At 67.5% G+C, this 379-nt stretch carries 1 protein-coding gene; it reads left to right on the top strand.

Features of this window, described 5'->3' with window-relative positions:
- Nucleotides 1-379: calcium-binding protein (locus tag GJ654_RS20945; RefSeq protein WP_425540410.1), on the top strand; the 379-nt coding region annotated here is incomplete at both ends.

Genomic DNA, 379 nt, shown 5'->3' on the forward strand with positions numbered 1-379 from the left:
GCGGCGAACGCCGGAACGGACACGGTGCAGAGCTCGGTGAGCCTCACGCTCGGCGCCAATCTCGAAAACCTGACCCTCGCCGGGACCGCCTCCGACGGAACCGGCAACGCGCTGAACAACACCATCACCGGCAACGACGCCGCCAACGTGCTCAACGGCGGCGGCGGCGCGGACGTCCTAATCGGCGGTCTCGGCAACGACACTTACATCACCGACGGCGGCGATACGATCACGGAGGCCGCCAACGCCGGCGTGGACACGGTGCAGAGCTCGGTCTCCCTGACGCTCGGGGCCAATGTCGAGCTTCTCGTCCTCACCGGCGCCGCCGCCATCAACGGAACCGGAAACGCGCTCAACAACACGATCAGCGGCAACGACG

It is taken from the genome of Rhodoblastus acidophilus (genome assembly GCF_009720655.1).
In the GTDB taxonomy this organism is placed as follows: domain Bacteria; phylum Pseudomonadota; class Alphaproteobacteria; order Rhizobiales; family Beijerinckiaceae; genus Rhodoblastus; species Rhodoblastus acidophilus_A.